Origin of the sequence: Reichenbachiella sp. (assembly GCF_039941815.1) — a bacterium.
Lineage (GTDB): Bacteria > Bacteroidota > Bacteroidia > Cytophagales > Cyclobacteriaceae > Reichenbachiella.
Genome location: NZ_JBDVDW010000059.1, coordinates 162,316 through 188,014, shown reverse-complemented (window position 1 = coordinate 188,014; position 25,699 = coordinate 162,316). Strand labels below are relative to the sequence as shown.

At 44.6% G+C, this 25,699-nt stretch carries 12 protein-coding genes; 3 read left to right on the top strand and 9 right to left on the bottom strand.

Annotated elements, in window-relative coordinates; genetic code table 11:
• Nucleotides 1–155: 155 nt before the first annotated feature.
• From ABJF11_RS13450 to ABJF11_RS13440, 3 genes are all read right to left on the bottom strand, one after another.
• Nucleotides 156–911, bottom strand: a complete 756-nt coding sequence (locus ABJF11_RS13450; protein ID WP_348120393.1) for a class I SAM-dependent methyltransferase — start codon at nt 909–911, stop codon at nt 156–158.
• 13 nt (nt 912–924) lie between these two features.
• Complete coding sequence (gene arsA, locus ABJF11_RS13445) at nt 925–2,694, bottom strand: arsenical pump-driving ATPase (RefSeq protein ID WP_348120392.1); 1,770 nt, start codon at nt 2,692–2,694, stop codon at nt 925–927.
• A 399-nt stretch (nt 2,695–3,093) separates the two neighbouring features.
• The gene (locus tag ABJF11_RS13440) at nt 3,094–3,663 is read right to left on the bottom strand and encodes a hypothetical protein (RefSeq protein ID WP_348120391.1); all 570 of its coding nucleotides are present in this window, start codon (nt 3,661–3,663) and stop codon (nt 3,094–3,096) included.
• Nucleotides 3,664–4,109: 446 nt separating this feature from the next.
• Here ABJF11_RS13440 and ABJF11_RS13435 point away from each other — a divergent pair, with 446 nt between their 5' ends.
• Entirely contained in the window at nt 4,110–4,493 is a 384-nt protein-coding gene (locus ABJF11_RS13435; RefSeq protein ID WP_348120390.1) for a hypothetical protein, read from the top strand.
• A 5-nt stretch (nt 4,494–4,498) separates the two neighbouring features.
• Here ABJF11_RS13435 and ABJF11_RS13430 read toward each other — a convergent pair whose 3' ends face one another.
• From ABJF11_RS13430 to ABJF11_RS13420, 3 genes are read right to left on the bottom strand one after another with little or no spacing between them, the layout of a single operon-like run.
• Nucleotides 4,499–5,533, bottom strand: a complete 1,035-nt coding sequence (locus ABJF11_RS13430) for a ChbG/HpnK family deacetylase (RefSeq protein WP_348120389.1) — start codon at nt 5,531–5,533, stop codon at nt 4,499–4,501.
• A 12-nt stretch (nt 5,534–5,545) separates the two neighbouring features.
• Complete coding sequence (locus ABJF11_RS13425; RefSeq protein ID WP_348120388.1) at nt 5,546–6,304, bottom strand: hypothetical protein; 759 nt, start codon at nt 6,302–6,304, stop codon at nt 5,546–5,548.
• A complete protein-coding gene (locus tag ABJF11_RS13420) occupies nt 6,301–7,230 on the bottom strand; it encodes a hypothetical protein (RefSeq protein WP_348120387.1) in 930 nt (309 codons plus the stop codon). Before ABJF11_RS13420 ends, ABJF11_RS13425 begins: the two co-directional genes overlap by 4 nt.
• A gap of 89 nt (nt 7,231–7,319) precedes the next feature.
• Between ABJF11_RS13420 and ABJF11_RS13415 the strand changes: the two genes are divergently transcribed.
• Nucleotides 7,320–8,225 (top strand): zinc-dependent peptidase, encoded by a 906-nt coding sequence (locus tag ABJF11_RS13415; RefSeq protein ID WP_348120386.1) that lies wholly within the window; start codon nt 7,320–7,322, stop codon nt 8,223–8,225.
• Here the strand turns inward: ABJF11_RS13415 and ABJF11_RS13410 are convergent.
• Nucleotides 8,222–9,526, bottom strand: a complete 1,305-nt coding sequence (locus ABJF11_RS13410) for a PAS domain-containing protein (protein ID WP_348120385.1) — start codon at nt 9,524–9,526, stop codon at nt 8,222–8,224. The two genes, ABJF11_RS13415 and ABJF11_RS13410, sit on opposite strands and share 4 nt — an antisense overlap.
• Before the next feature lie 305 nt (nt 9,527–9,831).
• Between ABJF11_RS13410 and ABJF11_RS13405 the strand changes: the two genes are divergently transcribed.
• Nucleotides 9,832–10,407 (top strand): uracil-DNA glycosylase family protein, encoded by a 576-nt coding sequence (locus ABJF11_RS13405; protein WP_348120384.1) that lies wholly within the window; start codon nt 9,832–9,834, stop codon nt 10,405–10,407.
• 38 nt (nt 10,408–10,445) lie between these two features.
• On the opposite strand, the gene ABJF11_RS13400 is transcribed toward ABJF11_RS13405, so the two are convergent.
• Together ABJF11_RS13400 and modA are read right to left on the bottom strand one after the other, a co-directional pair.
• Nucleotides 10,446–24,251 (bottom strand): DUF2341 domain-containing protein, encoded by a 13,806-nt coding sequence (locus ABJF11_RS13400; protein ID WP_348120383.1) that lies wholly within the window; start codon nt 24,249–24,251, stop codon nt 10,446–10,448.
• Between the two features lie 320 nt (nt 24,252–24,571).
• Nucleotides 24,572–25,336, bottom strand: coding sequence for a molybdate ABC transporter substrate-binding protein (modA, locus tag ABJF11_RS13395; protein ID WP_348120382.1), 765 nt, complete (start codon nt 25,334–25,336; stop codon nt 24,572–24,574).
• Nucleotides 25,337–25,699 lie beyond the last annotated feature (363 nt).

Sequence of the window (25,699 nt, the reverse complement as noted above, 5' to 3'; positions counted from 1 at the left end):
GGTCGATATACCAAGATGGAATATTTTCACCAGAATATTCTATACATCTAAGGTCTTGTCAAAACCGCCATTGAGTACAATTTGGAATGCTTTGAAACTACTCAATCTTGTCAGGCAAAAGTCAGCCACAACCCTCTTTGACCAATCCAAAGGCCTTATGATTTGATCGCTCGGGTCGCTATAAATGAAGGTAAATAGTCATCCATTTTGTTGTCCACGTCCCATGTGTCTTCAAACATGGCTGTTACTACCAAACCTGCGTCTAGCTGTCCACCAATCTGATCGGTCAAACTGTGGCCAAACACCAGCGGTTCGTTATTCTTTTTTAGCTCTTCTAATTTTTCTTTCGGCAAAGAATGAAGGTCAGAAAAGGGCTGCTTATAAATTAGCTTAAAGCTGTCCTCGTCTATTTGAAATGAAAGTGGATTTATCAATCCTGTCATTAGCACACCGCCTGGTTTGAGCACTCGGAAGCATTCGGCCCATACTGGCAATACATTGTCTACAAAGACGATAGAGCAAGGATTAAATATGAGGTCAAACGATTCGTTGGCCAGTACAGAAAGATCTCTCATGTCGCCTTGGACGGTTTTGATGCCAAGATTGTGCTTTTCGCTTATCTTTTGGTCCTGCTCTAATTGTCGATCTGAGTTGTCGAAAATAGTGACTTCAGCACCCAAGCTCGCAAAAATTGGTCCCTGCTGTCCACCACCAGAGGCGAGCCCCAATATTTTCAAACCCTCCATGGGTGGAAACCAATCTTTAGGAATAGGCCTGTTCGGCGTCAATACCACGCTCCAATTTCCTTTTCTAGCGTTTTCTAATTCTTCGTCCGTTACCGGAATGGTCCATCGATCCTTTTTGTCAACGTATTGGTCCCAAGCGGATTTGTTATGTTTTACTATGTCCATCTGATAGTCATTTTTACGTCGCATGCAAGGTAGCATCCAATAGTGCGGGGAGTAATTTCTTTTCTGCAATAAACGGAATTCCAAAAGTTCTTTCTGAGTAAGTCGATTCAATCTTGCTGATGACTTCTATTTCAGACGCGGCCCGACTTTTTAACAGAGGGTCAGACAGATTCGAAAGCATTGAGAGGCTCTGGTTTATGAGCCAGGCATATGGTTTTATGCCAGCTCTTTGAAGATCATCCTGCAAAGCAGCTGCTTCACGCATCGGCGTAGTTTCTGGTAATGAGACCAGGATGATTTTAGACAATTCGGAGTCCTGTAGCGACATATAGGGAGTCCTCATCCGGCTCGCGTTGAGATTGTTTTTCATGATCTCGCGATGGTAGCTTCCAGCAGTGTCTAACAGTAGCAGCGTATGTCCGGTAGGAGCGGTGTCCATGATCACGAATTTTCTTTTTGCTAGCCTGATGGCTTTTGAAAAAGCGTGAAAAACGGCTACTTCTTCAGTGCAGGGTGACTTTAAATCTTCCAAAATCAATCTTTTGGCTTCTTCTGACTGCCCTTGGCCCTTGTGTTCCAATATCTTTTCGGTGTAGCGTTCAGTTTCCACCTTTGGATCTATCCGTTCGACCGTAAGTGTGGTAGGTACTACACCCAACTGCTCAATAAAATCTTGAATGTGCGCGGCAGGATCTGTAGTAGTCAATAGCACCTCGTTCCCTTTTCTGGCAAGCAATACTGCAATGGCTGAGGCTGCGATAGTTTTCCCAACACCTCCTTTGCCCATGGTCATGATAAGCCCGTGTTGCTGATTCGTGCAAAGCTCATCCGTTAGCTGACTGATGCCTTGCAATACCTGGGTGGAGGTGTCTAGCGCTGAAATGGTCTCTGCGGAAATGGATTTTTGAAGTTCATCACTAAAAAGTGAACGCAGCTTAGAAATTCCTAAGACATTATAGGGTAAAAGTGGGAAGGTGCTCAATGGAAGGCTCCTTAAATTGTCTGGAATGGAGTTAAGCTGTTCATTGGCCATCGCTTCCATTTTGATAGCCAATGGATCATGTTTTTCTATTGCCTTGAACACGCCATTGATGTATAGCCGCTGATTGGCCATTCCGAGTTCGTTCAATTCGTGGCTTGTCCTGGATGCTTCCTTGAGCGAGACGCTCTCCGCCCTGGCTACAATGTAAAATGTGGTGAGCGCGGCATTCCGCAATCTGTCTACCACTAAATGATACCTTTCCTTACCGCTTTTCAGCGAAGAAGTGGGGCCGAGGCAGGACGCTCCGTCAGGAGATTCTTCTGTGAAACTAGACCAGGCAGCAGGCAGCTCGAGCAGCCTTAAGGTATGGCCGGTAGGAGCAGTGTCAAAAATGATGACATCAAATTTTTGTCCATCCGATTCGCTCGATACAAATCGAGAGAACTCATCAAACGACGCGATCTCAGTGGTACAGGCTCCCGATAGGTCTTCTCTGATTTTCTTTATTTCGTCTTTCGAAGCAACGCCTTCTAGCGGTTGGGTCACCCTGTTTCGATACGCTTCCGCTGAATTCTCGGGGTTGATGTTGACGGCAAAAAGGTTCTCAATCCCATTTACCTGATTTATATTTTCATCAATAGGACTTTCTAATACATCTTTTAGGTTGGATGCAGGGTCTGTACTGACGAGTAGAACCGATTGGCCAGAGTCTGCCAATTCAACAGCTGTAGCACAAGCCAGAGAGGTCTTCCCGACGCCACCCTTTCCAGTAAAGAACAAATATGATGTTGAATCAGCCATGGGGTTAATTGTATTTAAAAGTATTTGATTCAATAGCTCTTTGCAAGTAGCTTATGAGTTTATAATTATTAAGGAGCTAGTTATTTGTTTTTTATACTTTCTGATATTTTGATAAATTATCTGATTTGAATGTTTGCTTCTAATAAAGCACAACTGTATGGCGCATGGATCAGGCCTACTGGTGTCATTTTTATCGAAATATTCAAACTCCTGAAACTATATAGAAATCGCTGTCAGTAAACTATTGTTGATCTCTGCTACTTCTTATATTCCTCCATCTCTTAGTCTCGCTCATTTTAACTTACCATCTCGATGACTATCGGAAATGGCAGTTTCCAATCTACGCTTTAATTGTCTGGCCAATTGAGCCTCATCCATTCAAGGGTAATGTTGTGGGCTTTACTTTGTCCATATTTTGACCAATCCATTCTCAGCATTTTGGCCATAGTAAATAGCGGGGGCATGTTTGACCGATACAAGATGCTGAACTTCTTTAGCCTTTAACTCACTTAATTTCTTTTTTGCTTCTGCATGATGAACCCTGATATCATTTATAAATAAAGCCGGGTCTTTAGCCTCAGTCATTACGTGATGTGAATGAAAAGTATATTGATCTTTGAACCTGTTTTGCGCATTTTCAAGATCCTTTTTTCTTTGCTTCAAGTTTTCTGTCTGGGCATTTTGAATAAATACGACAATGTGATTTGGTTTAAGGCATACAGAGGCTGCACTATCTGAATTAAGATAATCAAGGCTGAAATATTTATTGCTGGTGTCGAACTCGCTTAATTCTTCCTTAGGCTTGTCATAGGGCACACCTTCAATTAAATATAACATCTCCTTTTTAGACAGATCGAGTTCGGGTTCGCAAAGCTTTATCCAATTGTCAATGTATTCCACGGTCAAGGTTTGGCCGATAGCGCTGCCAGAAAGTGCCACGCAGATAAATATCATGATTAAATTCTTCATAGGGTCTTGTCGATTAGAGCTGGCTATATTGAGTAAGGATTCTATCGCAAAAAGCCAAGCCGAGGCTTAAATTTATTAATAGTAACTGACTTTGCAAGCGTCGATACTGTTGAGTTACCGATGATATTATTTTCATGCATCGGTTTTGTTACGCTGTTGATCTTGTTTGCGATTTAATTGCCAGAGCTTTCAAAAACAAATTCTGTTAGTGCAGTGTCTATTGTATGTGTCTATACAATTCGAATTTATATTAATTCATTCAGAATATGATGCTAAATGATTTTCACTATAAGTGCGGCCTTCGATTTGCCAATAAGGCGATACGTCTAATCGAGTGAATATTTCCTTTGAACGGCTAAACTGATTGGTTCATCTAATTTTCGGTCTTGAGTAGATCGGTCTATTTATCTTAGTAACCAGCATTTTACCTAAAAGAGAAATTAATTATGTCATTTAGTACCAATCATGTGGACATCGAATCCGTCAGAAGAGGTGATGGCCATTGTTTGCAATTCAAATTTAAAGGACGATTTACTGAGGCCGCTTCCATAGAAGCCTGCCAGCACTGGAATGAGTTGATGGAACAAAATCCAGTCAAACACACGCTCATCTGGGATTGTATCGAAATGGAAGGGTTTGAGATTGCCGCCAAAAATCAATGGTCGAAATCGCTCAAGCTGAATTCCAATCACATCTCAACGGTCGTTGTCATCTCACACAATCCGGTGATTAGAGGAGCCGCACGCCTGATGCTCAAGTTATTTTCGTTCGATTCTAAAGTGGTACGGTCTCATAACCAGCTCGAAGAAAGTTACGAATTGGTGGTCTAAAGCAATCACCCCACATCCTTGCCACAGTCTTCGTAGTAGCCAAATGATACATCAAACCTGTCCATATGTCGCAGGAGGCCATCTCGTAGTATGTCTAGCTCCTTGCTACGTCCTTTGAAGTAGCCGCTGTCCACGCCATTGGGCGCTGGTGGATCGCTGTTTTCGATGCCCCGCGAGGCCAGATGTACCACCAGCTCATAGATTTTGAATAGGCCATCCTTTTTGAAAGGATGATTTTCTATGTAGTGACGACGGTTGGGATCAAATTTCACCTTGGGCAATTTTTTGATTATCCTCTTCAAATTGTACTTATGGGCCCTTTTGTAATAAGTATCTATCATCAAGTCAGGGGCATGAATATCACTCTCACGTAGTTGTAGGATCTTATCACAGATTTTCTTACTGCTCGTTAGCGTGCCTTTCATCGCGGTGAGGCCATTGTTGGACAGTAGCTTCAGTGCCGTCATTTCACCTGTAGACTCCATCGAGCTCTCTTCATAGCCTGGTAGTTCCAGCTTAGAGGTGAGCATCAGCGAACGGAGAGGGATCGGCCGACCATCGGTCATCAGCGTAGGATCACAGGCCAGATCTGTCACGATTTTGAACAGGTCACGATAAAGAAATAGGATGCCATGATGACAAGAGATATGGTCGATCGTGATGCCCAGATCTTTGAGCACTTTCATTTGAGCGTAGAGCTCGTCTTCCAGTACATTTAGATTGGTGAAAAACCGATCCAGTGGCACTTCACCAGGTCCACAAAAAAGAAATTTGCCCGGTGGGCTGTCGGGATCAGTGATCGCCCGAGCTTTGTTGCCCGTGATGGCAGCACCGGCGGTTACGCTCAGATGCACGCCGATGCGGAGACCCTTGCTTTTGTATTTGTCCCAGAGAGACTTGATCTTAGCTGGGCTATCTGGCATGTTGGTGAAGGTCGCGACTGTATTGACGAGGCCGAGGTCTATGGCTTGCTCTGTGCCCTCATCGATCACCGGATGTGCGGTGTAGTCGTCTGCAGTGATGATTAGATTTTTAGACATTTTATTGGGTTTTTATTTCAAATAAAAGGCATATCCTTTGACTATTACCCGGCGAATTTTACCCTTTTTGGTCTGTACCGTGAGTCGATCGCTGGGTTGTAGCTCTATGCTGCTGCGTTTTATGGTTTCGTCACTTTCTGTCAGGTAGACATAGCTGAGATCGGTACGTACAAAATCCATCTGGGTATGAAATACCTGATCAAACGAGATAGGAGGGGCGGTAGACCCTTGCGTCTCTGATAGACCATTTTTGTAATCGATGACATCAAACGATACCTGCGTGATTTCCGACAAGGAGGAGGTCATTTTGCAGGAGATATGAAACGCCATGGATTCATCATTCATCAGGTTCAATCCAAGTGTACGATCCTCCAGGATAGAATATTTACCGAATAGGTCACAGCCACTGTGCTCTCGCTGATAGTAGAGTAGGTGGCCTGGTGGTTCGTTGCCCACGGTCACCTTATAGCACACTTTCTCTGTTTGCTTGTTGAAGATCAGGTAGGCCGATTGAATCGTGTCTTTGCTGGGTGCCGTTGTGTAGATCGGGATGCTGATGTCATCATATACCGTGTCTTCGTCGATCACACGGCTCAGCACTTTGCTGGAACGAAAAGTGGTCATCAAATAGACTTCGCCGAGATTCGGGAGAGGACCGAGAGAGGGCCGCTCCGGGAAGTTGAGTTCGGTGTACTCGGCCTTGTCATAGAGCTCATAGGTACATGAGGTACCGACAAGTGCAATCAGCCAAAGGATTAGGATTCTTTTCAAAACGTGTGTCGGTTAGAGTAGAGTATGCCATACAGAAAATGCGGTTTGAGCATCGATGGGTGATAGGCATAGTTGCCCTTCTTGTGGATCATGTGCTGGATGTCGTACTGATCCTTGTAGGTAACAGAGAACCCAAAGCCACCCTTTTCCAATACTTCCAGTCGCCAGGCTCCCGTGTTGAAGGTGTTTTGCATTTCGTCTTTGTAGCTCACATAGTCCAGCCCCAGCAGGGTGGATAGTTCATAGGCATCACGTGAGTAGCCGGTAAACTTGTCAAAACCCAGATTGATGCGTACCTCAGAGGTCACATAGCCATAGCTGAAGTAGGCGCCACCTGTCCAGTAGCGATCGTATCCGTCGCCCAGGCCGATGGTGTTAAATATCGGACCGTCGTTGTAGTACAGCAGCTGATACTCATAGACCGATCCGGCCAGAAAGCCAATGTATTGAAATTTGTCTTTTCGGCTAGGGTTAAAAATCAGGTTGGTGCCCATAGATAGCGAGTATCTGAAAGGGTTGAGTAGGGGATTGGCCGTCAGCGTATTGAAGGTGATCAGCTCTTTATATCTACCATCATGCTTGTATCCACCCGTCAGGGTGAAGTTATTGACTATGTCTAATTGCAGCTTATTTCTTTCAAACCATGAGATGGAATTACCCAGTCCGCCCTTGTATACAGTAGCAGATAGCTGGTAGGAGGGCATCAGATAGTCGCCGATTTTTCTAGACAGTCCGAAGGAGAGACTCAGTCTAAAATCTGATCTTTTGTCATACTTAGGTGCAAAATTGGCCTGTAGCTTGAGCCCCATGCCCCATTGGAGTTCGTCACGATCAAACAGGGTATGTTCGGAAGGTTGGCCGTAGGCCACCTGCATCACAATTAGGAGAGTGACTACGTAGAGTAGCGTTTTTACAGGTCGAGTCAAGGTTATTAAGTTGGTGGTGGTGTTAATTTAGATAATTTTTTACTGATTTAAGAATTCTTCACAGAAGTATACTAGCTGGTGTTAGATACATGCCAACACTGATTATCTATTCTCTGGTATTTTTGGGGCAATTGATTCTGGCAGATTATCTTCGCACGATGGGAATTGTGGCATTTGTTATTGTGGTGGGACTTGTGTTGGCTTTGTTATACATCATAAGTGGGTTTTTGTACTCTACCTACCTGAGCACCAAAATTGTACTCAACTATCTATTTCGCCACCATATCAATCGCTATCTGATTATTCGCAATCTCAAACCAGACTACAAGCAGATCCTGGATGGCACTTTTTACTACTATCACACGCTGAACTCCAAAAACAAAAGGCTCTTTGAAAAACGTGTGCAGAAGTTTATGGATTCCAAGACTTTTATCGCTGCAGGTGAGCTCAAAGAAGTCACCCCACAGATGAAAACGCTCATTTCGGCTTCCGCCGTGCAGCTCACTTTTGGATTGCCTGGTGTCTACTTCAAGCACTTTGAAGACATCCATGTACATCCTGATTATTACTATTCTGAAGGCATGAAGCAGTTCAACGCTGGAGAGGTACACAAGTCTGGACTGATTATGCTCAGCTGGAGGGATTTTGTGGAGGGGTACGTCCACACGGACAACGGGCGCAATGTAGGTCTGCATGAGATGGCCCACGCCCTCAGACTAGAAAATATGATCAAAAACGAAGAGTATGGATATTTTGATTGGGACGATATTCAGCTGTTCAACGACTACACTGTCGAGGAGTCCAATAAGATCATAGCGGGGACAGAGACCATTTTTAGGCCATATGCTGCTGTTCACTATCAGGAGTTTTTCGCTGTGCTTATCGAAGTGTTCTTCGAGCAACCTAAGCTGCTTTTGGACTATCATCCGGATCTGTTTGCCGTCACCACCAGACTGCTACGTCAGAATCCTATCGACCCCAACGTCCGGATCTAAGCCTTGTTTTTTGCGTGGCCATTTATGGTTGATTGCTTTTTTTCTTCATAGTCGATCTGACTTTCCATTACGATGTCCCGGATGATCTTATCCACCTTGCCCGATAGTTTTTTGAAGTGTGCGACATAGGTTTCATCTATCGGCTCACCCTTGCCGTTATTTGATTCCTGCGTTTGAGTGATCAAATCTAGAAGGCCGAGCATCGAAGTCACTGGCCCCCGTAGCTCATGAGCCTGCACAAATGCTATTTTTTTCAATCTTTCGTTCTGCTGCTCCAGGTCGATCTCGTATTCCTTATTTCTAGTGATATCTTTTACCGAGAATGCCACACCGTTGATGTGCTTCCCGTCCTCTTTCATCGGGTGAAATTCTATTTCATACCACCGTGTCTTTTGCTTGGCATTTACAATGCAGTATTCAGCTACCGTGCTTTTACCTGAGAGTACTTGCTCCAGATGGCTGATAAAATCCGGCCTGATATGCATCGGGATGTAGTGGATCACCGGCATACCTACTCGTATGCTCTCGTTTTGTACAAACCGAAAATTGCGGATCGCCTTTTTGTTCAAAGAGATGATTCTGAACTCTGTATCCACCACCAGGATCGCCAGCGAGCTGCTGTCCTGGATTGCTTGCAGCAAATCCTGTGTTTTTTTCAGATTTTTATTCTCCCGTTTGAGCATCAGCTGCTGCTTGTTGAGGCGAGTGAAAGTGGGCATGAAAATATATCGAATTTCGAAGAGCAACACCATCAGCGTGACCAGTGCCAGGATCACTTCGGCAATCACGACGGCTGTTATTTTACTTTGTGAATGTGCCTCACATTTATTTACGATTTGCTCCATGGCGTTGCTGAATATTTCTGCACTCGCCTCTAGCTCCTTTACATCCCCCACCTCATATTTACCGGTGGCTTGGTCGTAGATTTTAAACTGGTAGGGATTGGCCAACTCAAATAAATCTATTACTTCCTTGCCATCCAGTTTGTCTATCCCTAGCTCTTTATCACCTTTTTGCAGCGCATGGTGAGCTATATTCCACTCCGCTGTCAGCTTTTGTAGCTCCTGATTGCTGGTTGTCGCCTCTGGTTCTTCCACCATTATATTTACGATCTGGTGGCATAGCAGCCGCTGCCTTCCTGCCATACTGATCGTCTTGGCGTCATTCCATTGCTGATTCATAATATACTGGATGAGTAGCTGATTGAAGAATATCAATCCTATGACCGTGGCTACAGCCAGCCGATAGAGCCGTTTTTCAGTTGTTACTGTTTTCTTTTTCTTTCTTTGAAAAATTTCCATAATTGGAGTTAGCCGGTATCAACTCAATTTAACAGATATTCTTAATCTAAGGTTCGGAAAATGAAGTAAAATCATGGTTTTCGTCGGCCAACCTACTTTTATTGTTAGCTTCATTTGGGCGTCACCGATCCTGCCCGTTACCCGGTCAGTTCGGTCGGGCCTTCACTACTCGCTCTGCATGGCATGCAGGAGCTCAAACAGGCCGTTCTGTCCCTGACGCAATCCTGCATCGCATTTCACTTTCATCATATTATGATTAATTTATGTCCTATAAACTATTCTATGATTATGTCTGTTTTCCATTCATGAAAAACCTATTCCAAGAGATCAGCGCCTGTACCACCTGTGCAGAGCATTTGGAATTCGGTCCACGACCGATTTTTGCCGCCGCACCACAGAGCAAAATTGTAGTGATCGGGCAGGCACCAGGATCAGTTGTACATCGCACAGGGGTACCTTGGGACGACAAAAGCGGAGAAAATTTACGCACGTGGTTGCAAGTAAGCAATCAGGAGTTTTATGATCCAGCTCTCCTGGCATTGATTCCGATGGGTTTTTGTTATCCTGGTAAAGGGAAATCCGGAGACTTGCCGCCTCGTCCTGAGTGTGCTCCACAGTGGCATACAAGACTTTTGCAAGAACTATCAGAAGTCAGGCTTACGCTACTCATAGGGCAGTATGCGCAGCAATATTATTTGGGAGATAGAGCTCAGAAGACTCTCACCGATACAGTTAGAAATTTTGATTCGTACTTACCAGACTTTTTTGTGCTGCCACATCCATCGCCTAGAAACAATATCTGGAGGGCCAAAAATCCTTGGTTTGATCAGGAGGTCTTGCCAGCACTCAGCGCCAGAGTTTCGTCAATTCTAAAAAAATAAAGTATGTAGAAGCCGACTGCCTCTACATACTTTCGAGTTTACTTGACAATAAGTCTTTGTGTTTCTTGGTTGTTGCCCTGCTGGATGATTACATGATAGACACCCTTATCGAGTCTACCGTTTGCACGAATGTGATGACTTGTATTACCCAGATTCGCTTCTAGCCTTTCTGAGTGTACTAGCTGACCCATGGTATCGTAGACGGTCAAGGCTATGGGTGAGTTTTCGTCCCCACTGCTTATCCTTACATTGATATTGTATTCTTCTGTAGGGTTGGGGTAGAGGATGAGTTCAAGGCCAGTTCTATACTGCTCATTATTTAGTGAAATAGGGTTGTAGATGGAGTAGTCTCCGTCGTAGTCCACCTGCACTATTCTGTAGTATGACACACCGAAGTAAGGCTCAGTGTCCAGATATTCGTAGTCATGATGCTCGCTTGTCGTGCCATTGCCCTCTATTCTAGCGATCACCTCGAAGGATATTCCGTCGGCAGATCTTTCTAGCTCGAAGTAGTCATTGTTGAGCTCCGAAGCGGTGGACCAGCTCAGCGTGATGCCTGATTCATCGATCATCCCATCAAAGCTTACCAGCTCTACTGGTAGCGGTGCAGGCTCTGATTCACCTGTATGATCTGAAAACGAACTGTGTCCTAAGTAGGAAAGCATATTGGATGCTACCACCACGCTGCCTCCTCGTGCATCTCCAGACGCTGAGAATTTTCTTGCCTTCAGCAACGATTCGGTACCTACTACATCCACTTGCTGATAGTTGTAGGCCACATCATAGTTGAGCGAACCAGTGATTCCTTCATTGTTTAGTGACCAGTAGCGGGTGATATAGTCGTCTTCCACTATGTTCGTATGCTTTGTGTCACGCAGATTGATAGTGACGTTCGATGAGCTGAGCGTACCTTGATTTAGGGTAAACGAGAACGGAGCGTAGTCATCTACATCCCCGATCGGGAAAGTGTACGTCGTGCTCAGTGCAGTGATGGCATGTCGAAGTACACCTACACCGTCAGCGATGATGTATGCGTTTATGTCTCCACCGACGATAGAGGCTGTCGAGGTGATGTTTAGATCGTTGATATCGAGATCGATATTGCCTTGAGTCAGTGTGAGCGCGCCTGTAGTCGTCAGTTCAGAACCTAAGTTGACGTTGCCACCCGAATTATTGATAGTAAGATTGTTGAACGTCTCTCCACCACTAGTGCTGATCGCCTGATCGCTGGTGCCATCAAAAGTTACTGTCCCTGATCTGGCAATAAATGTGATTTGTGAAATCCAATCACCAGCCACAGCGATATCAAAATCATTGGAGGTACCTAATTCCTGAACATCAAAAAATGCATCAGTTCCTGCTGGACTGGTGAGGTTCATTTCACCGTTGACCACCAGATCACCTGTCAGATATTTGGTAGATCCTGAGATGCCGTAAGTGTACAGATTGTTGTAGGTCATCCCGGTTACACACTGCTCGATCACATTTGGGTTTACATATCCTATGGTGCTACCCGCAGTGGATACGTCTACTGCACCTGACCCATTTAGTGTGATACAATCACCGGTAAACTCCAGTGTCATGCCATTTAAATCAAGCGATCCAGTTCCTTCCAGGGTCAACGACCCTACCACCGCATCATCAGACATACTCATGCTGTGGCCATCATTGATGATTGCGTCCGTTCCGGCTGAGGGTACCACGTTTGTAGTCCAGGCGATAGGATTATTAAAATCATTGCTGGCTCCAGAAGTTTCAAATTTCACCAAAGCAATAGTGAAATAGTCTCCATCATTCAGGTCGAGTCCATCGACTCCTACTATATCTCCGCTTACCGAGGTGAGGGGGTAGGTAGCATCTGTGGTAGAGAAATCACCGTCCGAATCAACTAATAAAGACCAGGTCAATCCATCTTCTGGCGGAGAAGACAGTGCTGTGGTATCTATTTCAAATGTGATAGTTCCCACGTCATTGGTTTCGTCTACTCTCCATTCTCTAGCAATTCTTGTTGTGCTACCATTAGGAGCCTCACTGGATACCCAGTTGGTATCATTGCCTCCATCGTTAGCCAACAGTAGATAATCACCGTCTCCGAGATCATTTGGATTTTTTATTGTGAGGTAGTCTTCTGCTGTAGCCAGTACATGAATATTGCTACCATCCTCGCGGCCTATCCCGATCAGATTGTAATAGAAAGTACGCCCGGCGGTACCGTCATCATAAAGGTATAAATCCAAAGCACCGATACCTACACTGTATCTGGTAGAGTTGTAGTTGAGTACAATATTTCTTTGAGCATCGTTGAGAGAATAGTTGTATACCAGAATTTCAGCCATATCACCCGCAAATCCTGCAGTTCCATTCGACAATGCTCCCAGTGTACCGGGACTGCCTATGCTGGTAGGGGTGTATGTTGCAGCGGCAGGAGTGCCATCATTTACCGCCACGCTGGCCTGACTTGAGCCACTTTCCAGGTTAAACTGAATGATGGACGTGCCAGCGGCAGTGATTTCACTTCCTGCCCAGCCATTTTGATCCAAGAATGCACCATTGCTGTTTTCAAAACCTGCGATGATATCATCTACTCCATCAGAATGATAGAGCACCTGATCAGTGGTAGTGCCATCAGATAGCAATACAAAGAAAATGTCATAGTCGTTTACCGAGTTACTGACTGCAGCGCCATTGAGATATTGGCTGCCATTGAATCCAACCGTAGCTTGATTATTAAAGCTGGCATTACTTGCCGTAGAGGATGGAGTGACACCACCATTTAGGTGATAGCCATTTCCTGACATATCAAACCAGACACCTGTTGAGAAGTTATCTCCGCGTAGCCAAATCAGGTTACTATTTGAATCCCCTACACCTCCAGGCCCGGTTCCACCGCTAGCATCATTATCCGTGATGGTGAGTGTGTGTATAGTATTTGTACCTAAAGTAGCATTTGTAGGACTAGAGATGGTCACGGTGATTGTTTCGGCAGCTTCAGCTAAGATATCGTCAACTACTGTCACCAGGATATTGTCACTCATGTCGCCTGCAGATATCGTCAATGTACCATCTGCCAGGGTGTAATCATCACCGTCAGTTGCACTGCTTGCGGTCACTGCATAGTCCACTGTTACATCGGTTAGTGCTGTGGCGTCCAGTGTGACCCCAAGGGTGGCGGTTCCACTGCTCTCACTGGAGAACGAGGCTGTTTCGGCAAAGGCTACGACCCCTTGGATATCTCCATCATTGGTGATACTGTAGGAATATCGATCTCTTGTACCCAATTGTGCACCGATACTTGGATTGGTCAGATCGATAGTGATAATTTCTGTGTCTTCATAGAAGGTGTCATTCACTACATTGATATCGAAAGTGGCCGAGGACATATTTGCCGGAATCGTCACTGTGGTCGTAGATAGCGTAAAGTCGTCGATGGGTGTGGCCGCATTCCCCACACTTACAATATTCAGGTCAATGGTCGTTGGGTTCATCGTATCTACGACATCTACCTCGACCTGAATAGTCTTGGGTGTGGTGGCTTCAGATTGTGAATCGGTGGCGGGATTATCAGTAAACTGAATGTTTCGTGTATTGTCATTGTCATGGATAGTATAAGTGTGCTCTGATATACTTCCCAGCGATACGTTAGAAGATGGGGTAGTGAGTGTTATCACTATGGTCTCATCGGTCTCTGCCAATACATCGTTGATGATGCCCGGGATGATAGTTGCACTGGTTTGCCCTTCGGCAATGGTCAGGGTGCCTGATGTCAAAAGATAATCTACATTGCCCCCTGTGGCGGATCCGCCGGTGGCCGCATAGTTGACCGTTACGTCTGCACCCATAGAGAAATTCAAGCCAACATCAATAGTCGGATTGGCTGTGGCTTCGTCCCCGTCAGAAGCAGCCAAAGCGAATTGAATTACCGTTTGCCCGACACCCAATGCGATGAAGGTTCCATCAGATATACCGATCGGGTCAGTCACGTGAAAGCCAAACACAGGCGAGTATTCCAATTGATAGGCAGTAGAGCCGGTTCTGAAATCTCCATCAGCGTCAGTCCATACTACATATCTATCATAGCCATTGGGAGGAGCGGGGAGCTGAGTGGTGTCCACTTTGATGATGATGGTGCCAGGAGCGCCAGTAAGATCTGTCCTCCATTCTCTTGCAATTCTTCGCACATTGGATCCACTGTTGGGAGCCTCATTGGTGGTCCATGCAGACTTGGAGCTGTTGTCATGACCAGCAAAAACGTACTCGCCGTCCTGCAAATCGCTGGCTCCACTGATCATCAGTAGACTATCCGACATAGATTGCAAATGATGCCCATCAGCCTCTTGGCCTATTCCTACTACATCATAGCCATAAGTACCGTCGTAAGCATATAGATCGTTTGATACTGCTATTCCAAACTTAGACGAAAGGTAGTTTTCCACGATGAGTTGTTGAGCCGTGTTTAGTGGTTTTTTGTAAATGACAAATTCAGATAGGTTTCCTTCGAAATCGCTGACGGACTCCCCAGTGTATCGACTTGCAATACTGAAGTTGTTGTTCAGAGACATCACCGAATAGTTGTTGTCACTGGTCAGCGCTGTACCGTCCCGTCTTACTATAGCACTGTTTGTGGCTTCCGAATCGAACACCCAGGTCATGATGTCGTTGTCAGTACTGCTATTACCTGCCAGACGATCGTTGCCATCCAAATGGTAGAGATAAGTATTGCTTTGACTTAGCCTGAAGTCATTAGAACCAGCAGTGTTGGTTTCGACAAGATATTCGCCTGCCGTCTGTTTCACTACAGATATAAAGGTGTAGTTAGAAAGTGAGTTGCTGAAGTTTACTGGAGCGCGATATCCTTCCGTGACATTGGTTATGGCTATGGTACCATTTCCGTTAAGCCCGGTAGCATCATAAGTTGGGGCGGTTCCGATGGCAGTGAAATCGTATCCATTTCCTGAGCGATCCTTCCATTCACTCACGCTAGCTCCATCTGCCGGGCCCGCTGCACCTGGTAAATTGATATTTTCGGCATCTAGCCATAGGATATTACTTTCTTTGTCACCGACGCCTCCTGGTCCGTAAAATCCATAATTGGCATCGTTGTCCACCAAGGTAATGGTATGCTGAGTCGTACTGCCGAGGCTTGCACCCATTGGATTACTTATGTCGATGATGATAGTTTCAGCACTTTCTTCTTCGTTGTCATCGGTGAGAGCTACATTGATGGTTTTGATCTGCAATCCAGCTTCGATGGTCAAAGTCCCGCTACTCAAAGCATAGTCAGTTCCGCCACCAGTGGCCGTGCCTCCCGTGATGGCATAGTCGACGGTCACATCTTGTCCCGATGGGCTTGATAGTTCTACTACCACCTGTGCTATGCTACCCCCTTCATCTATCGTCGTGGTTGAGTTTTGAAATTCAACAGAGACAGAAGCGTCGTTGTCCTGAATGGTATAAGTGTAAACCGAATTGGTCCCGAGATTGGCATTGCCTGGACTGGTAAGGCTGATTTCCATGGTTTCGTCTGCTTCATCCAATACATCATCGAAAATGGTAAAGTCAAAAGTTACACTGCTTTGATTGGCTGGAATCCTAACCGTATCAGCTACAAAAGTAAAATCGGGTGCAGGAGACGATTCTGCAGTTCCACCGGTCACAGAAATATAAGCCTTAGTTTCATTTGCGGGATCCACTTGATTGATCTGCACAGTGAGTTGGACATCTGAAGTGCTCTCATCCGCGGAGGAAGCAGCTGCAGAGAATTCTATCATTCTGGTGTTGTCATCGTCATTGATGGTATAGAGATGAACAGAATCTACACCCAGCCTAAACCCACCGGGTGCATTTCTAAGCGTCAGCTCAATAGTTTCGTCACTTTCTACTTCAGAATCATTATTTACACCGAGGGGAAGTAGGGCAGTGGTTTGACCTGCCAATATTTGAACTGTACCTGTGCTGGCTGTCGAATAATCGATATTGCCTCCCGTCGCTGTGCCATTTGTGATGGCGTAGTCTAATGAAATGTCTTCATTGTAAGCATAATTCATGTCCACGGTTATGTTCAATGAATTGTTTTCAAGTGCATTTGAATCTGTCAGGTTGAAATCAATGGTTCGAATGATAATACCGATAGTGACATAATCTCCCGAGGTCACGGTAACCTCCGAGGCCTTGTATTGTCCATCGACGAGCGTAGTCTGATAGACCGTAGCACCTTCAGTAAAGTCTCCGTCGGCATCTACAAACACCACATAATCCTGATAGCCTGACAAGACCGATGGAAGTAGGTCGGTATCCAATCCTATGGTAATCGTACCAGGTGTATTCGTTATATCAAATCTCCATTCTCTAGCCACTCTTCTGATACTGTCTCCTACCGGAGTGTCCGTAGTGGACCAGCTATCTATGCTCGCGTTGTCATGACCGAATAGTACATAATCATCGTCATCTAGTAGACTTGGGTTGCTAATTGTGATTACGCCTGCCTGAGCTGCTACATGCTGATCTGTAGATGACTCTTGCCCGATGCCGGCTACTTCGTTGCCATAGGCGTTGTCGTAAACATACTTGTCATTAGTAACGGTAAGTGCATATTTCGCTGCAAGATAATTATTGATGATTTCGACCTGAGTATTGTTGACTGGTCGTGTAAACATAATTAGCTCAGCTATGTCACCTTGGAATACATCCGTCTCCTGTCGTCCAATATAGAAATTGTAGTTGGAGTGATTGGTGAATGGATTCGAGTTGGTTCCAGTTTGACCAATGATGCCATTGTTTCTCCATACAATAGAACTATCTGACGTGATACGATGTGCAAAAATACTATGATCACCGTTGGCCCAAGCCGATGGATAAGCTGTATTAACGCTGACTCCCGATATCTCGAATCTGGCATTGCTACTACCCGGGATGTCTGCTGAGAGGTGTGTACCTCCATGTGCACCTGTGGCAGCAGTCGCCGTCGAATAGGCATTGGATTGCTGAGCAAGATTGTCTGTTCTGGTGACGATAAAAAAGGTAGCCTCATTGTATGGAAATGTAGCTGCAGTCAAGGTTGAATTTGACACCAACGCATCGTTTTCGTTATCAAAGCTTATTTCTGCATGACCATTGACCGCGTCATCTACTCTAGTGGCAAATACACCGCCATTGGCTGGACCAAAATCTAGTCCGTTGATACTTGGGACAGCATTGTTCCAGGCTGTCACGTCAGTACCAGATACAGTGGCTGAGTCACCAGCAAGCCATAATTTTAAGGTTTTCGAGCCATCGAATTCTCCCACTCCACCAGGTCCATTATATCCAAGATCATCATTGTCGTTGATAGTCATCGTGTGCTGAACATTGGTACCCAGGGTCGCATTGGTCGGTGAGCTGATATCTATGACAATATTTTCAAGGGCTTCAATGTCAGCATCATCTATGATACTGATAGAAATATTGGAAGTCAGGTTGCCAGCGGAAATAGTCGCCGTACCAGCAGGAAAGATATAGTCGTCTCCATCGCTCGCTGTGGTGCTGCCACCATTAACGGCGTAATCTACCGTGATATCGTTACCGGATTCTGCACTTAGCGTCAAGCCCACGGTCACTGTAGCTGTACCCTCATTGATACTAGAGGAGGTGTCTATAAATTCTATAGTAGGTATATCATCGTCGTCCTGTATGGTATAAGTAATGGTGCTATTAGAACCTATCTTAGCATTCACAGATGGGTTAGATATTGTAATTACAACCGTCTCATCTATTTCATCCTGTAGGTCATTGGTGATATTGAAATCGAAGGATGCACTAGTAGCTCCACTAGGCACGGTCACGGTTCCACTTGCCAGCGTATAGTCTTCACCATTCACAGCAGATCCTGATGTGGCTGTATAGGTAGCAGTGGTGGTGCTGATATTGTCAAACGGATTGATAGAAACGGTTACTGATACCGTGCCAGCGGTTTCAACCACTACGCAGCCACCCCCAGCGTTTTCTGTACTGACCGCATAAAAAGTAGAGCTTTCCATTTGATTGTTGTGCTCGGTGATGATACGGGCTGGCGATAGAATGCCATTATATACTCTGACCTCGTCCATGATACCGGTAAATCTATTAGCAGTTTCTCCTGATAGCGTTTCTCCACCTATGGCGGCACTTCCTACATCAGTACCCATTTGGTTGGAGTGGGTTTGATTTGCAGCCTCTACTCCGTCGACATAGATAATTCTCCTGCCGCCTGCATCATAGTCGGCTACACCGGTTACATAAGTCCAGGTACTTGCTGATACTGCCTGTCCTGCACCACCGTCTACCGAAGTAGGGCTTGCCCCGCGACTGTAGAATCGTACCCTACCACTTCCCGGGTCTCCTACAGACAAGGCATATCCATTGGTATTGTTATCATCATCAATAAAAACTCTTGACCCTGCGTTTACATTAGTCGCATTGATCCATGCTGAGATTGAAAAATCCTGTTGCAAATCTGGAAAGGATGCCAGCTCGATGAAGTCACCAGCACCGTCAAAATCTCGACCATTACCAAATCTTCCTGCGGTAGTAGCCGTTCCATTGTTGGTACCATGGTAGTCATTGGCTGTGGCATCCAATTCATCATTGTGCAAGTGCCATACACCCAAATAATCATCCCAAACCCTATTAGAAGACGGGTTTAGTGTAATGCCAGTGTTGCCGTAGTACATTTCAATAACCGTGTTATCATCAAAATCTAATGAGGGGAGGAGCACCCAGGCTGTCAAGTCTCCAGTAGTGGCATTGAAGTAATCCAACTCGTGATCAAGCCAAAATGTACTGTCTTGATACCTGAAGTAGATATCATATCCGTTGCTGTTTTCGACATGACCACCATTGCCAGTTGTTCTGAGGTCGTTGTCTGCCGAAATATTGATTAAAAGTGGAAAATTGGTCAGATCGGCAGCACCTGATACCTGAGTATTATCAATAGTCAGTGTTTTGTTATATCCAAACTCACAGGGATCGTTAAAGAACAATTCTCTCGTATTGTCATCATCTGTAATGGTATAAGTGAAGATGTTTTGCGCGCCAAGTTGAGTGCCAGTTATTGGGTTGCTCAAGGTAACAATGATGGTTTCATCTCCTTCTTTTTCTGATTCGTCAATGATTCCGAGGTCAAGAGAAATACTGGTTTGTCCGGCCAAAAACGTAAGGGTGCCGGTGGTCGATGATGAAAAGTCAACGCCTGCGGTCGCCGTACCCGTGATGGCGTAGTCTACAGTAATATTCTCAGCCGACGGAAAATCTAATTCAAGCGTGGCCAGACCCTGATTTGACTCTGGGGCGTTTATGCCTGCACTTATAAAACCAATCGATCTTTTGAGAAGCCCGATGGATACATAATCTCCTTTGGCAATATTAATCGGCGATGATCGATATTCTCCATCAATCAAACTTGTTTGGTAAACCATTGACCCGCTTGTGAAATCCCCATCGGTATCAACTAGGATTACATAGTCTTCATATCCCGCAGGTTCGGAGATAATCAGGTTTGGATCTATTGAAAGTACTATGGTACCTGGAGCACCAGTGACATCAAATCTCCATTGTCGAGCGAGTCTTTGAAAATCTCCAGTAGGTATGTTTGTGGCTGACCATGAGGCAACATCTTCATTGTCATGTCCAAATAATACATACTCAGCATCTCCTAAATCAGAAGGAGCGCTGATTGTGATGGCTCCGGCTTTGGCTGCCACGTGCTGATTGCTAGCGTCAGTTTGTCCAATACCCGCAACTTCAAACGAATGACTGGCTTGCCATACATAATAATCGTCTGCGATGGTCAAATCATATTTCGCAGCCAGGTAGTTATTTATGATGACGCGTTGAGCATCATTGACTGGTCTGGTGAAGAGCATAAACTCTGCTATGTCGCCTTCAAAATCATCAGATTGAGATTGACCAATGGTGAAGTAGTTGCTTGTATGATTTACAAATGATGATGTAGCAGCGATAGGTCCGCCTTCCAAGGTGTTGTTTCTATACACTTCCTTGCCGTCGGCACTGCTGGCGACATATGAGAATATACTATACTCGCCAACCCAGCCAGCATCATATGTGAAGTTAACTCTTGCTGTCGACCCACAGCAATCGCCAATATCGTAATAGGCTACACCGCTCCAGGGCAAATGGGTGGAAAATCGATTACCGGCCAAACCACCTGTCTGGGAGGTACTGGTACCGTAAGTGTTAGACCGCTGTGACATGTTATCATGTCTGGTCACAATAAATGTGGAGGCTTCGTTGTATGGGAAGGTAGAAGCACTTAGCACTGAATTTGTGGCCAACACGTCCTCTACGTTATTAAAACTAATTTCAGCATGTCCATTGAGAGTGCCTGTGCCAGAGTAATCAACGAAATCCGGATCGGCAGCAGGTGTTACCATGTCATAAGCCGAGATCCCAACCAGATTTTTCAATCCGGTGACTTTACCTGCTGAGACGGTAGCTGAGTCTGCCGTATACCACATGGTGAGAGTGCCCGATCCATCTTTGTATCCTACACCGCCGGGGCCATCAAAACCAAGATTGTCGTTGTCACTGATTGAAATTACATTCAGCACGTTAGTTCCTAAAGTAGCTCCTGTAGGACTGGAAAGCGTGATATTTATAGTCTCAGTTGTTTCGATCATAACGTCATCCACAATATTGACAATCAGACTTTTAGTGAGCGCACCGGCCGGTATTGTTATCGTTCCTGAGTTTAGTACATAATCAACACCGTTGGTGGCTGTGCCTCCTGTCACTGCATAGTTGACAGATGTACTCTGGCCTGAGGTAGCGCTGAGTAGGATCGGTACATCAAATTGATTCGTGCCTTCATTCACTGTAGCTGTTGAGGAGGCGAATGCAATGGTTGGTGCGTTGTCATTGTCAGCGATTGTAATAGTGATTTCGCTGTTGGTGCCCAGATTGGCATTGACAGGTGAGGAAAGAGAAACTACAATTGTCTCATCGGCTTCAAAAGCTAAATCGTTGGTCAGATCGAGTGTGAAACTGTTGCTGGTTTCGCCGATGGCAATATCCAATGTGCCACTGGCCAGTATATAATCTGCTCCATTGGTGGCGGTGCCACCGGTTGCGGAATAATTGACTTGCGTAAGGCTTCCGCTTGCCGCATTGATGGCTACTGTAAAAGCCAGGGTATCCGTAGACTCGTCTATGGTAAATCCTGAGAGGACTTCTTCTGTGCCAACAGAAATGAAAGTACCAGGAGAATTTTGATTATTGAATTCTGTGGCCAGCCATGTCGCTGATCTAACTACACTTGAAATTTTCACCTCATCGATAAATCCTTCAAATCTGGATAATTCTCCACCTGCAGCTTCACCACCTATGGCCGCGTTGCCTACATCTACACCCCATGTACCAGTGTCAGAAAGATCACTAATGCTGGATGCACCGTCTACATAGATGATTCTGTCTTCATTGCTTCTGTCCACAACAAGTACCAGGTTGTACCAGTTGCCGGTAGTGAAAGTATTGACTGCATCTATTATTCCTGCACCTGGGAGCCCTCTACTGAAAGATCTGACTCTTTGATTTCCTGGATCTCCAAAGGATAGTGCATATCCTTGCGTATTGTTTCTATCATCACTAAATAGCCTGCCATTGTGTGTGTCGTCGGTGGTATTGAACCACATGGAGATGGTAAATTCTGTATTCAAATTGGGAAAACTGGTGAGCTCGATGATATCGGTACCATCGAATTGTTGACTTCTACCAGTTTTGCCCGCAGCATCTACAGATCCCGAGTTGGTTCCGTCATAGCTGTTGGCTGTGGCGTCAGCAAAATTGTCCTGACCCAGATGATATACGGCATGATAATCTACATAAGTGCTGGTCGTTGACGGATTTGTACTAATGGCTGAATTGCCATAATACATGTCTATGTCCGTGTCCTCGTCATACGCAAGTACAGGTATTCTTACCCAAGCTACTATCTGACCCGTAGTAGGATCATAGTATTCCAGATCATGATTGAGCCATATGACAGCATTCGCATAAGTGAATCGAATGTCATAACCATTGATGTTTTCGACATTACCACCATTGCCCGTAGTTCTGAGATCATTGTCGGTCAATGAAATAAGTACAGGGAAATCTGTTAGGTCGGAGGACCCCGAAACTTGAGTTTGATCTATGGTAATTCTCTTTTTGTATCCATAACTAAATGGCGCATCAAACTGCACGGTTTGGGTATTGTCGTTGTCGTTTATAGTATAGATATGCGTACTGTTCGTGCCAATAAGGCCAAATTCTGGATTGGTGAGTTCGATGATGAATGTTTCATCAGATTCGACGTCTGTATCCGATACTATAGCGGCGGTGGTAATTTGATTGGAAGTACTACCTGCAGAAATTGTGAGTGTAGCATCAGTGAAAGTATACTCTGTTGGTCTCACTGCAGTACCATCGCTGATCGCATAGTCTACGTCAATATCACCAGATACTGCATAGTCTATCGTGACAGTAAAATCAGGACTGTTATTAGACTCTTCATCTCCACTGGATGCTGCAGTAGAAAACTCAACGTTTGGTCTGTAGGCTGCTATTGTTGCAAATGAGCCATCGGTAATTGTGATACCATTGGCTTCATAGATTCCGCCATTTAATGTAAGTGGATAGGAGGTAGCCCCATCAGTAAAATCACCGTCGTTGTCAACCCAAAGCATATAAAACGCATAATCAGTATTGAGAGCAGGCAGGTCAGTTGGGTCTACATGCATGGTTACTGTACCAGGATCATTGGTAAGATCAAACCTCCATTCGCGGGCAAGTCGTTCGAGGTTGGTATCTCCATTTATCTGTTCGTTGGTAGTCCAGGCCGTGTCGTCGTTTCCGTCATGACCAAATAGTAGCCAATCTCCATCAGCCAGTGTAGATGGATTGCTTATCCCAAGTATTCCATCCGAATAAGAAGCAGTATGAGTATCAACTCCTGATTGACCGATACCAGCTACATCTTCCCCGTGCGTGTTTTCGAAAAGGTAAAAATCATTGGCAACAGATAATAGATATTTTGAAGCCAGGTAGTTTTCAACAAGTATTCTTTCGGCATTGTTGATTTTATATTGCCATATGGCAAACTCGAGAATATATCCATCCCATCCTGAAGTGCCGCTATCTTTTGGCCCTCTTCCGATAACTGCCTTGCTTGCGCCCGTAACTAAACCAGATCTTATTGTTCCTTGATTGGTAGGAGAGTCTTGAGTACCGTCAAGCCATAATTCATTGAATTCGCCTTGTTGCCAGAGTCCCAGCATGAGCTGTGGATTGGTTGTGTGGGTGTTGTTTGAAGATTCATATTGGTTTTGGCCTCCAGCTTCAACCCCGAATTTAATGACATTATCGCCACCACCAAAAGCACCTGCATTGTCATATCGCCAGGTAAATTCATCGTCGGCTCCATCAGGATCTTCTGAGTCGAAAATCCCGACATCAATAGTAGCCAATTCATCAGATTGAATGAGAGTCAGTAGCGTATATCCAGTTTGATTGTTGATGTAGTTTTCACCATCTGCATCTTCGAATCGAGAAGCATCTCCATGAAAAAGAACACCTGGTCTTGAATTGATGGCTGAGCTGCTTAGCGTAGGACGAAGCCCTCCATTTCCAGCTATTGATGTGTAATCATTTCCATTACCAGATCTATCTGGCCAGGTCGTGATTTCATTTCCGTCCCCAACTGCGAGATCGGATGCTCTCAACCAAATCGGTAGGTTTGTTGAAGTGCCAATACCTCCTGGGCCATCCTGAGCAAATGCGCTCAAATTCAGTATCCAAAGTAGGGGCAATACCCAATAACTAATTGTCAATTTGCTCATTTCAACCTTTTCAAAATTGTATGCGTGCATACTGTTCTTCGAATTTAGACCTTGGCTCGTGTCAATGCTTGTTTATTCGTTGAGTAACTAGAATTGCTCGACGAGTGGTATTATTTAGACAAAGGGGGGAGTCAAAGTCGAATTACAAAGTAAGGTTGTACCAAGCGCTGATGCATCAGTAATCCTCTCTAATTGAAGAAAATGGTTATTTTCCTAGAGATATAGGTTGATTCACCGATAGATTTAGTGATATTGGCAATGAAAATGTGTGAAAATTGTACTATTTCAAGATGTAAAAGTATTTACGCTACTATAAATTGTTACATCTGTATATATCCATAGGACGCTAATATTGACAGACAGGGTGCTGTGAATAGAAAATCGTAAAAATCAGATGCCTCTGGTGAGGAATTTTGTAATATTCCTACAGTTTGGATTAATTCTGCAGGATAGTTTATCGGATACCAGTATCCTGTGCTACGATCGATGAGTGCAATTTTTGAGGTAAGCGAAGTGATTACGACATTGGCGCTTCTTGTATAGATGTATTGATTCGTAATTGAAATATTGTTTCCATATATCAATTTATCATCAATTTGACTTTTGAGTCCAAGGCTGTTGAGGTATGATTTGGCGGCATCACCATATGGAGCCAACCCAGGTTGGGCAATGGCAATGCTTTTGGTTTCGGGGTGAATCAGAAGGGCACCAATTTGGCTGGCAGAGTTTTCCTCTGACCAGTCTTGAATTTTTTTGTCCGACCACAGCACCAGCTTTCCTCTGACCCAATCGGAGGGTTTTTGTATTAGTAGTCCTTTTTGGTTTAGAATCAGAGTGTACTTTTTGTTTGCTGAAATAAAAATGTCATAAGGGGCACCATATATAATCTGATTGGCTAATGTGCCAGAGGCTCCAGGTATCAATTCAATGCTTACATGCGACTGTGATTCAAATAGCGTTTTGATTTCTTCGATAGCAGGCATGAGACTTGACGCCAAGGCCACCCTAACCGTGGGTGGTTGAGCGATTAAAAAGTATGGAAAGAGTAATGGCAGTACGAAAAAAAGAAGGTGTCTGCGATGCATAGGTTAAACATAAAAAAAAACGAGGAAAACCAAAACCTCGTTTTTTTTATTATGAGAAAATTACTGATTGAATTTCGTTTAATCCAATGAGTAATTAATGTCAGATTTTCTCAAATGTTAGCAATAGAAAAACCGACAAATTGGATGTTAAATGTTGGCCTCAAAATTTGTAAGACTGCGACGCTCATAAGCTCACTTAGTTCTTTGTCAGATACATCTGCTATGTATCAACAAATTGAGAATTTAACCTTTAACACTGCAAAAACATTTAGTGGAAATGAACCCCTTATCTTTAATAAAATGCTGAACAGAGCTTTTTGAGAGGTTTTATTTAGAATTTTAAGTTTCACCAATTAAATATTA